The organism is Nonomuraea sp. SBT364, from assembly GCF_001083785.1.
Taxonomy (GTDB): Bacteria; Actinomycetota; Actinomycetes; order Streptosporangiales; family Streptosporangiaceae; genus Nonomuraea.
Genome location: NZ_LAVL01000243.1, coordinates 1 through 10,119, shown reverse-complemented (window position 1 = coordinate 10,119; position 10,119 = coordinate 1). Strand labels below are relative to the sequence as shown.

General features: G+C 72.6%; 9 protein-coding genes. 3 read left to right on the top strand and 6 right to left on the bottom strand.

The features are described from left to right. Positions 1 to 1,559: glycoside hydrolase family 3 C-terminal domain-containing protein (locus ADY59_RS44740; RefSeq protein WP_049576652.1), on the top strand; the 1,559-nt coding region annotated here is incomplete at its 5' end. Positions 1,560 to 1,566: 7 nt separating this feature from the next. Continuing rightward, positions 1,567 to 2,625: a LacI family DNA-binding transcriptional regulator gene (locus ADY59_RS44735; RefSeq protein ID WP_049576641.1), complete on the top strand. Its 1,059-nt coding sequence runs from the start codon at positions 1,567 to 1,569 to the stop codon at positions 2,623 to 2,625. 18 nt (positions 2,626 to 2,643) lie between these two features. Here ADY59_RS44735 and ADY59_RS44730 read toward each other — a convergent pair whose 3' ends face one another. From ADY59_RS44730 to ADY59_RS44710, 5 genes are read right to left on the bottom strand one after another with little or no spacing between them, the layout of a single operon-like run. Next, the gene (locus ADY59_RS44730; protein WP_197094151.1) at positions 2,644 to 3,660 is read right to left on the bottom strand and encodes a glycoside hydrolase family 43 protein; all 1,017 of its coding nucleotides are present in this window, start codon (positions 3,658 to 3,660) and stop codon (positions 2,644 to 2,646) included. Next, a complete protein-coding gene (gene arfA, locus ADY59_RS44725) occupies positions 3,657 to 5,144 on the bottom strand; it encodes an arabinosylfuranosidase ArfA (protein ID WP_049576636.1) in 1,488 nt (495 codons plus the stop codon). The genes ADY59_RS44730 and arfA overlap by 4 nt, the downstream gene beginning before the upstream one ends. 26 nt (positions 5,145 to 5,170) lie before the next feature. Then, positions 5,171 to 5,998, bottom strand: coding sequence for a carbohydrate ABC transporter permease (locus tag ADY59_RS44720; RefSeq protein ID WP_049576633.1), 828 nt, complete (start codon positions 5,996 to 5,998; stop codon positions 5,171 to 5,173). Next, positions 5,995 to 6,915 (bottom strand): carbohydrate ABC transporter permease, encoded by a 921-nt coding sequence (locus ADY59_RS44715; RefSeq protein WP_053175773.1) that lies wholly within the window; start codon positions 6,913 to 6,915, stop codon positions 5,995 to 5,997. The genes ADY59_RS44720 and ADY59_RS44715 overlap by 4 nt, the downstream gene beginning before the upstream one ends. Before the next feature lie 4 nt (positions 6,916 to 6,919). Then, positions 6,920 to 8,260 carry an ABC transporter substrate-binding protein gene (locus ADY59_RS44710; protein WP_197094150.1) on the bottom strand — a complete coding sequence of 447 codons (1,341 nt, stop codon included), beginning with the start codon at positions 8,258 to 8,260 and terminating at the stop codon, positions 6,920 to 6,922. A gap of 122 nt (positions 8,261 to 8,382) precedes the next feature. On the opposite strand from ADY59_RS44710, the gene ADY59_RS44705 reads away from it, so the two are divergent. Next, positions 8,383 to 9,408, top strand: a complete 1,026-nt coding sequence (locus ADY59_RS44705) for a LacI family DNA-binding transcriptional regulator (protein WP_049576632.1) — start codon at positions 8,383 to 8,385, stop codon at positions 9,406 to 9,408. 52 nt (positions 9,409 to 9,460) lie between these two features. Here ADY59_RS44705 and ADY59_RS44700 read toward each other — a convergent pair. Then, the coding region (locus ADY59_RS44700; RefSeq protein WP_231619191.1) for a GNAT family N-acetyltransferase at positions 9,461 to 10,119 on the bottom strand (659 nt) is incomplete at its 5' end.

The window sequence follows — 10,119 nt, the reverse complement described above, 5'->3', positions numbered from 1 at the left end:
GGGAGGTGCGGAGGGTGTTGCGGCGGGCGGTCGCGGCGAGCGCGGTGCTGCTGCGGAACGAGGGCGAGCTGCTGCCCCTGGACGCGGGGCGGCTGCGCAGGGTCGCCGTGGTCGGGCCGAACGCCGCCGAGGCCCGGATCCAGGGCGGCGGGAGCGCCGGCGTGTACCCGATGTCCGTCGTGTCACCCCTCGACGGACTCCGCGACGCGCTGGCCGGCGTGGCGGAGGTGGTCCACGCGCCCGGCGTGCGCACCGGCGACCGGCCGACCCCGCTGGGCACCGGCAACGCGCGCGACCCGCGCACCGGCGAGCCCGGCGTGCTGGTGAGGCTGCTGGACGCCGCCGGTGCGGAACTGCACACCGAGCACCGGCTGACCGGCCGCGTCCTGGAGCCCGGCCGGGCCGCGTCCGCCGCCGCCGTGGAGATCCACGCGCTCCTGCGCACGGGCGACGGCGGCCCGTGGGAGCTGGCCGTCGCCGGGTGGGGCCGCGTCACCCTGGAGGCGGACGGCCGCGTCCTCATCGACGAGGAGGTGGCGCGCGACACCGACGACCCCGCGACCGTGCACCTGTCCCCGCCCTACCGGCGCGCCCGGCTGGAGCTGGACGCGGATCGGGAGGTGGAGCTCGTGCTGCGGCGCCGGCTCGCCCCGCACACGGGGGTCGCCTCGGTGCTGGCCGCCGACCCGCCCCGGCGCGGCGACGACGTGGAGCTGGCCGCCGCCGTCGCGCTCGCCGGGTCCAGCGACGTGGCGATCGTCGTGGTGGGCACCACCGACGAGGTCGAGAGCGAGGGCGCCGACCGCGAGCACCTGAGCCTGCCGGGCCGCCAGGACGAGCTCGTCCGGGCGGTGGCGGCGGCCAATCCCGCGACCGTCGTGGTCGTCAACTCGGGCGGGCCCGTCGCCCTGCCGTGGCGCGAGGACGTGCCCGCCGTGCTGCTGAGCTGGTTCCCCGGCCAGGAGGCGGGGCACGGCCTGGCCGACGTCCTGCTCGGCCGGGCCGAGCCCGGTGGCCGCCTGCCGACGACCTGGGCCGGGCGGGCGCTCGTCTCCACCGTCCCGGTGGACGGCGTGCTCGCCTATACCGAGGGCCTGGACATCGGCTACCGCGCCTGGCTCCGGTCGGCCGAGCCGCCCGCGTACTGGTTCGGGCACGGTCTCGGCTACACGACCTGGTCGTACGAGGAGCTGTCGGTCCCGGCAGAGGTCGCGCCCGGCGCGCCGCTCCGGGTCCGGGTACGGGTGCGCAACACGGGCGGGCGGGCCGGGCGGGAGGTGGTCCAGGTCTACCTGGCGCGACCGCGTACGGCCGTGCCGGGGCGCCCCGTGCGGTGGCTGGCGGCGTACGGCCGGGTGGAGGCGGAGCCGGGAGAGGCGGTCGAGGTCACGCTCGACCTCGCGGCACGGGCCTTCCAGCACTGGTCGGCAGAGGACGGCGGCTGGCTCACCGAGGCGGGCGCCTTCACGGTGCTGGCCGGCCGCTCCGCCGCCGACCTGCCACTGAGCGCCGTCACCACCGCGCAGCCTAGGAGAGCGCTCTCCGAGCCTGTGCTATAAAAGCCTGATGAGGCAAGGTCTCCCGGCGTCATCCGGCTCGTCGCCCACACTGGAGGACGTGGCCCGGGCGGCGGGAGTCTCCCGCGCCACCGTCTCCCGGGTGATCAACGGCATCCGCAACGTCGACCCGGCGATCCAGGAGACGGTCAGGCGGGCCATCGACGCCACCGGCTACGTGCCCAACCGGGCGGCCCGCTCGCTCGTCACGCGGCGCACCGGCGCCGTCGCCCTCGTCGTCTCCGGCGCGGGCGAAGGCGACGACGAGGCCGGCTCCTTCCCCGGCCGGGTCTTCACCGACCCCTTCTTCGGCCGCGTCGTCGGCGGCATCGTCGGCTTCCTCCGCCCCCGGGGCATCCATCCGGTGCTGATGTTCGCCGAGAGCGCCGAGGCGCGTGCCCAGGTGCTCGCCTACCTGCGGCAGGGCGACGCCGACGGGGCCGTCCTGGTCTCCACCCACGCCGAGGACCCGCTGCCGGCGCAGCTCACCGAGGCGCGGGTGCCGGCCGTGCTCTTCGCCAGGCCCGCCCGGCCGATCCCGATCAGCTACGTCGACGTCGACCACCGGGCCGGGGCCAAGCTCGCCGCCGACCGGCTCGTCTCGCGGGGCTGCCGGCGGATCGCGACGATCTCCGGGCCGCTGGACGTGCCGGCGGGGCAGGCCCGGCTGTCCGGTTTCCTGGACGCGATGGCAGCCCACGGCCAGCCGTACATCCCCTGCGCGGAGGGCGGGTTCACCTACCACAGCGGTGAGGCGGCCATGGAGCGCCTGCTGGCCGAGCATCCGGACCTCGACGGCGTCTTCGTCGCCAACGACCTGATGGCTCAGGGGGCGCTCACGGCGCTGCGGCACCACGGCCGCGACGTGCCCGGCGACGTGGCCGTGGCCGGGTTCGACGACAGCAGCGCGGCCACCGCCTGCCGTCCCGCGCTCACCACCGTCCGCCATCCCGTCGAGGACATGGCCGCCGAGATGGCCCGCCTGCTGCTGGAGCACATCGATCAGCCGGGCCGCCCGCCGACCTCGATCATCTTCGAGCCCGCCCTCGTCGTCCGCGAGTCCGCCTGATCCACGGGCCCGGCGCGCTCACGCGGGCCGCTTCTGCGGGGTGTGCGTCGGCCCCCGGACGATCGGCTTGCCGTCGACCCAGTCGACCCGGTCCATCCACAGCAGCCGGCCCGGCTCCACGCTGCCCACGGCGTCCGGCGGCCAGGCGTGGTAGAGCAGCCAGGTCTCGCCGCCGGGGGTCGTCACCAGGAAGCTGTGACCGGGGCCCGCGGCCCGCGCGGTGGAGCGCAGGATCGGGTTCTCCGCCGCGTCCGCGCAGGGCCCGAGCGGCCCTTCGCAGGTGGCGTACCCGGCGGCGTACTCGTCGGAGTCGAAGGCGCCGGCCGAGTAGAACAGGTACAGGCGGCCGTCGTGCCGGACCATCTGCGGCGCCTCGATGACGTGCTTGTGCCAGGGGGCGGTGTTGGTCAGCAGCCTGACCCGCTCGCCGGTCAGCTTCAGGCCGTCGGGGGTGAGGCGGCGGCCGTACAGGTGGGTGGGCTCGCCGATGTGGTTGCCGTCGTTCTTCCAGTAGAGGTAGAGCGTGCCGTCCTCGTCGAGGAACGGGCTGGCGTCGATGGAGCCGCCCTCGTCGGCCTCGCAGATCAGCGGCCGGTCCGAACGGTCGACGAACGGGCCCTCGGGGCGGTCGGACACGGCGACGCCGACGCACTGCAGGCCGGCCTCGGTCGAGCGGGCGGTGTAGTAGAGCGCGTAGCCGCCGCCCGGCAGGGCGACCACCTCGGGCGCCCAGGTGTTGCCGGGTTCGGCCCACGGGCCCAGCCCGGGCAGCGCGTCACCGCCCTCGGTCCAGGTGACCAGGTCGGGCGAGGTGAGGTAGGGCACGTTGCCGATGGGGCCGTTGGTGCCGTAGGCGTACCAGGTGGAACCGGCCCGGATCACGCCGGGGTCGGGGAAGTTGGCGTCGTACACCGGATTGGTGAAGGTCATGGAGGCTCCCGGAGCGGGTGGTTGAGGTGGCGGTTCCGGCGAGCAGGCGGCCAGCAGGGTGAGTGCGAGCGCGCCCGCCCACAGCGCCGGGCGGCGGGGCGTCATGCGTCCCGGGCGATCCTGATCATGCTCCAGGACGCCGGCGGCAGGGCCGCGGTGAGGATGGCCCGGTCCAGCGCGACGCCCGGCAGGGGGCGCGGGCGCACCTCCTCGTCGGGGCCGCCGAGCAGGTGCGGGTCCTCCTCGGCGATCGCGGTGGCCTCGACGACGCGGGCCGCGCCGACGTCGCGCAGGTCGGCCCGCAGCTCCAGCGTCTCCGCCGCCGACCGGTTCACGGCGAACACCACGACCTCGTCCTCGGTCGCGGTCGCCACGGCCGACAGTTGCGGCACCTCGCCGTAGCGGGCGGTGTCGAGCACCGGGCCCGCCGGTTCCACCCGCAGCACCTGACCTGCGGCGTGCCTGGCGGTCAGCGCGAAGGGGTGGAAGATGCTCTGCCGCCACGCCGGGCCGCCGGGCTCGGTGCGGATCGGCGCGATGACGTTGGCGAGCTGGGCCTGGCAGGCGACGCTCACCCGGCCGGCATGGCTGAGCAGCGTGATGAGGAAGTCGCCGACGACGACGGCGTCGGCCGCGGTGTAGGTGTCCTCGATGAGCCGCGGAGCCTCCTCGAACGGCGAGCGGCCGCGCCCGCGGAAGCGGGTGGCGTTCCAGACGTTCCACTCGTCGAAGGACAGGTTGATCTTCTTGCGGCTGCGCAGCTTGGCGGCCACGTGGTCGGCGGTGGACACCACCGAGGAGATGAAGCGGTCCATGTCGGCCGCGCTGGCCAGGAAGCCCTGCAGGTCACCGTCCTCCTCGTAGTAGGCGTGCAGGGACAGGTAGTCGACGGCGTCGTAGGCGTGCTCCAGCACGGTCGCCTCCCACGCGCCGAAGGTCGGCATGGAGCTGTTGGAGCTGCCGCACAGCACCAGCTCGACCCCGGGATCGACCAGCCGCATCGCCCTGGCGGTCTCGCCGGCGAGCCGGCCGTACTCCTCGGCGGTCTTGTGGCCGATCTGCCACGGGCCGTCCATCTCGTTGCCCAGGCACCAGAGCCTGATCCCGTACGGCTCGGCGGCGCCGTGCTTGACGCGCTGGTCCGACCAGTACGTGCCGGACGGGTGGTTGGCGTACTCCAGCAGGTCGCACGCCTCCTGGATGCCGCGGGTGCCGAGGTTGACCGCCATCATCGGCTCTACGCTCGCGGCCCGGCTCCAGGCGACGAACTCGTCCAGCCCGAACCGGTTCGTCTCGATCTGCCGCCACGCGAGGTCGAGCCTGGTGGGCCGGTCGGGCCCCACGCCGTCCTCCCAGCGGTAGCCGGAGACGAAGTTGCCGCCGGGGTAGCGCACCACGCTCACCCCCAGCTCGCGGGCCAGTTCCAGCACGTCGGTCCGGAACCCGCGCTCGTCGGCCGCCGGGTGGCCGGGCTCGAAGATCCCGGTGTAGACGCAGCGTCCCATGTGCTCGACGAACGAGCCGAACAGGCGGCGGTCGACCGGCCCTACAGCGAAGTCGCGGTCCAGGGTCAGCCGTGCGGTCCTCATGTATGAAACTCCTCGGATCTGTGCGGTCAGCCCTTGAGGCCGGTCCTGGAGACGCCCTCGATCACGTACCGCTGGGCGACGACGAAGATGATCAGTGCGGGCACGCTCGCCAGCACGGCGCCCGCCATGATCACCGGATAGTCGATGGTGTAGGCGCCCTGCAGGATGGACAGGCCGGGCGGCAGGGTGAAGTAGTCGGGGCTGAAGATCACGTAGATGGGCCAGATGAACTCGTTCCAGTTGCCCAGGAAGCTGAGCACGGCGAGCGTCGCCAGCGCCGGGCGTGACAGCGGGAGCACGATCTTGACGAAGATGTGCAGGTGGTTGGCGCCCTCGATGGTGGCCGCCTCCTCCAGCTCCCTCGGCAGGCCGAGGAAGAACTGCCGCAGGAAGAAGACGCCGAACGCGCCCGCGGCCCCCGGCACGATCAGCGCCCACAGGCTGTCGAGCCAGCCGAGCCGGTCCACGATCAGGAAGTTGGGGATCAGCAGCACGAAACTGGGCACCAGCAGGGTGCCCACGATGACGGCGAACAGCGGGCCCTTGCCGCGGAACTCCAGCCTGGCCAGCGCGTAGGCGGCCGTGGAGGCGACCAGGAGGATCAGCAGGGTCTGGGCGGTGGCGGCGATCATGCTGTTGGCGAACCAGCGCAGCACGGGCGCCTGCGTCCTGCCCTCGAACAGGGTGCCGTAGCCATCGGCGGTGAACCGCTCGGGCACGAACGTCGGCGGGATCCTGGTGGCCTCGCCGTTGGACTTGAGCGAGGTGAACACCATCCACAGCAGCGGCCCGATGACGAGGATCGCGAAGCCGGTGAGCATGAGATACCAGGCGGAGGCGCGCAACGCTTTCAAGACCTGCTCCTGAACAGTCGGAAGTTGATCACGCTGACCGCGACGAGCACCAGGGTCAGCACGTAGCTCATCGCAGCCGCGCTGCCCATCCGGTAGTCGCGGAGCCCCTCCTGCGCGATGTACATGATCGTCGTGCGGGTCTCGACGCCGGGCGCGCCCTTGGTGATCAGGAACGACTGGCCGAACATGTTGGCCGAGGCGAGGATCGTGGTGGTGGTCACGAACAGCGCGACGGGCCGCAGTCCGGGCAGCGTGACGTGGACGAAGCGCTGCCACCGGTTGGCGCCGTCGACGCCGGCCGCGTCGTACAGCTCGGCCGGGATGTCCTGCAGTCCCGCCAGGTAGATGACGGCGTTGAAGCCGAGCGTCCACCACACGGTGATGCCGACCAGGGAGATCCACGCCCACGGCAGGTCGGTGGTCCACGGGATGTTCGCGCCGAGCAGGTGGTTGACGAAGCCGATGTTGGGGTCGAGCAGGATGCGCCACATCACGCTGATGACCGCGACGCCGAGCACGAACGGCATGAAGAACACCGCGCGGAAGAACGTCCGGCCGCGGAAGCGGCGGTTCAGCAGGAGGGCCACGCCCAGCGGGAGGATGACCAGCGGCGGCACGCTGGCCACGGTGAAGATGCCGGTGGCCTTCATCGACGTCCAGAAGTCGCCGGAGACGCGCGAGTCCGGGTCGAACAGGGCGAGGTAGTTGTCCAGCCCGGTGAACGGCTTGCCGGGCAGCAGGTAGTCCCACTCGTGCAGGCTGATCCAGCCGCCGAAGATCGCGGGGACCACCACGAACAGGCAGAACAGCACCAGGTAGGGCGCCAGGAAGAACAGCGGGGTGAACCGCCCGCGCCGCCGGACGGGACGCGGGGCGACGCTCACGACGGCCGCGGAGCGGGCGCGCAGGTCGACCATGGGCTCAGGCGCCGTACTTCTTGCGGTTCTGCTCGAGGATCTTGTCGGCCTTCGCCGCCGCCTCGCCGAGCGCGGCCGCCGGCTCCTTCTTCAGCAGGATCGCCTGGTTCACCGCGGTGTCGATCTGAGCGGAGGCGTCGGGGATGCCGGGAACCGGAGGCAGGAAGTACAGGTGGTCGATCTGGGAGCCGATGACGGACTGGTGCTCCAGCGCCTTGAACTCCGCGCCTTCCCTGATCGTCTTGCGGGCCGGCACCTGGCCGCCCTTGGCCCACTCGATGGAGTGCTGGCTGATCCAGTTGATGAACACCTTGGCCGCCGCGAGCTTGTCGTCGTCCCGGGCCCGCTGCTTGAACACTACGAACTGGTGCGAACCCGCCCAGGCGGCCGGCTGGTCGCCGATCACGGGGAGCGGCGCCACGCCCCACTCCAGGCCCTCGGCCTCGTTGAGGGTGTTGATGGTCCAGATGCCGTTCCAGTTGTAGGCGGCCTTGCCGTTCTTCAGCGCGATCAGGTCGGCGTCCTGGCCGACGTTCTTCGGGCTGTAGCCCTTCGTGATGAGGTCCACCAGCCAGCTCAGCGCCTTGACCCCGGGCTCCTGGGCGAACGTCGCGGTGGCGGCGTCGGCGCTGAACAGCGTGCCGCCGAACTGGTGGAGCAGGGAGCCGAACTGGAAGGTGCCCGTGAACGGGAACGGCGTGGCCCAGTGCCCCTGGATGCCGGCCTTCTTCAGCTCCTCCAGGGCGGCCAGGTAGTCGGCCCCGGTCCGCGGCGGCTTGTCGGGGTCGAGCCCGGCCTCGGCGACGACGGCCTTGTTGTAGAACATGCCCAGCGGGTGCACGTCGAGGGGGATGGCGTAGCGGGCGTTCCGGTAGACGCCGGCCTTCCAGACGGGCGGCGAGAAGTCGGACTCGGTGAGGCTGAGCGAGGCGGCCAGGTCGTCCAGCGGCACGATGACCTGCCGGGCGGCGTTGGTGGGGACGCTGTCGACGTGCATGATGCCGACGTCGGGCCCCTGGCCTGCGGTGACGGCGGCGGGCACCTTGGCGTAGTAGTCGGCCCACTGGTAGACGTTCATCGTCACCTTGATGTTGGGGTGCTCGCCGTTGAACCGCTCGACGAGCTTCTTCATGAACGGGCCGTCGCCCCCGGTGAACCCGTTCCAGAAGGCCAGGTCGACCTTCGGTCCCGTGTAGGTGGTGGGGGCGGCGGAGGCCGCCTTGGAGGGGCCGGCGGGTCCCGCCGGGCCGCCGCCTCCGCCGCACGCGCTCAGCAGCAGGGCGCTGCCCGCACCGGCGCCGAGTGCGAGCAGTCCTCGACGGGTCAGGTTATGGCTGGATGACACGGCCATCGCGATCACTCCCAGGGGCGGTGAATTGCAGGTAGTTCTACATCGATGTATCTAACGTTGTAAATCCCCCGCGACGATAAAGTTACATCGTTGGAAATCATCGGTACACTCCCCGTGTGCAGCCGAGACTCAAGGACGTGGCCGAGCGGGCGGGCGTCTCCATCAAGACCGTCTCCAACGTGGTCAACGGCTATGAGTTCGTGAAGCCCGAGACCAGGGCCCGGGTGGAACAGGCGATCGCCGACCTCAACTACCGGCCCAACCTCTCGGCACGCAACCTGCGCTCGGGCCGCTCCGGGGTGATCGCGCTGGCGGTGCCCGACCTGGACATCCCCTACTTCGCCGAGCTGGCCACGCACGTCATCACCGCCGCCGACCGGCACGGCTGGACGGTGCTGATCGACCAGACCCAGGCCGAGCGGTCCAGGGAGCGCGTGGTGGTGAGCGGGATCCGGGCCCACCTCATCGACGGGCTGCTGTTCAGCCCGCTCGCGCTGACCGGCTCCGACCTGGCGCAGCGCGCCGACGTCACGCCGATGGTGCTGCTCGGCGAGCGCGTGGGGCGGGCGCCGTACGACCACGTCGGCATCGACAACGTGGTGGCGGCCCGGCAGGCGACCACGCATCTGGCGGAGCTCGGCCGGCGCAGGATCGCCGCCATAGGAGCACGGCGGGCTGCCTCGGGCGCCACCGCCCGGCTGCGCCTGCGCGGCTACCGCCAGGCGCTGGCCGAGGCGGGGCTGGAGGAAAACCCGGCGCTGGTGGCGCACGTGCAGGCCTACCACCGCGCCGACGGGGCCCGCGCGATGGCCGCCCTGCTCGACTCCGGCGCGGCTCCCGACGCGGTGTTCTGCATGAACGACACGCTGGCGCTGGGGGCGATGCGCACCCTGCTGGCCCGGGGGGTGCGGGTGCCGGAGGACGTGGCGCTGTTCGGCTTCGACGACATCGAGGACGGGCGGTTCTCCACGCCGTCGCTGTCCACGATGTCGCCCGACAAGCAGGGGATCGCCGAGACGGCCGTCGAGCTGCTCGCCAGGCGGCTGTCGGCCGGGGCGGCCGGCAGGCCGGAGGAGGTCTGCGCCTCCCACCGGCTCGTCGCCAGGGAAAGCACCCTGGGCCGTACGGCCACCGCCCCGTAACCGCCCCTGGCGACCCCGGCGGGGCCAGCAGGTCCGGTCGGGGCCGGTCGGGTCAGGCGCGCCGCTCCAGGAGGAGGACGTCGCGCCACACGCCGTGGTGACGGCCGAGGCGCTCGCGGGTGCCGACGACGCGGAAGCCGAGCGCCCGGTGCATCGACAGGCTGCCGGCGTTCTCCGGGAAGACGCCGGACTGGATCGTCCAGACGCCGTGGTCCGAGGCGGCGTCGATCAGCGCCGACAGCAGGGCGCGGCCGATGCCGTGCGCCTGGCAGCCTGGGTGCACGTAGACGCTGTGCTCCACCACGCCCGCGTACACCGGCCGGGCCGACACCGGGGACGCGGCGATCCAGCCGACGACCTCGCCCGACCCGGCGTCGGCCGCCACGTAACGCAGGTGCGCCGGCCGGTGCGCGGTGAAGCCCGCCCAGTTCGGCGCGACGGTCTCGAAGCTGGCCTGGCCGGTGTCGAGCCCGGCCTGGTAGATGGCCAGCACCTCGGCGGCGTCGTCCTCGCGCATCGGACGGATCTCCAGGCCGGGGCCGATCGCGGGCTTGCCCGCCCGGACGATCGCCGAGTGCACGCCGTCGCCGTGGTCGGCGGTCAGCGTGATCCGCACCCCGGTGAACCCGGCCGCCAGCAGCAGCTCACGGTAGCGCTCCACCGGCAGCGCCCCGGCCACGCAGCCGACCCGCCGCTCGGTCGCCACCCGCC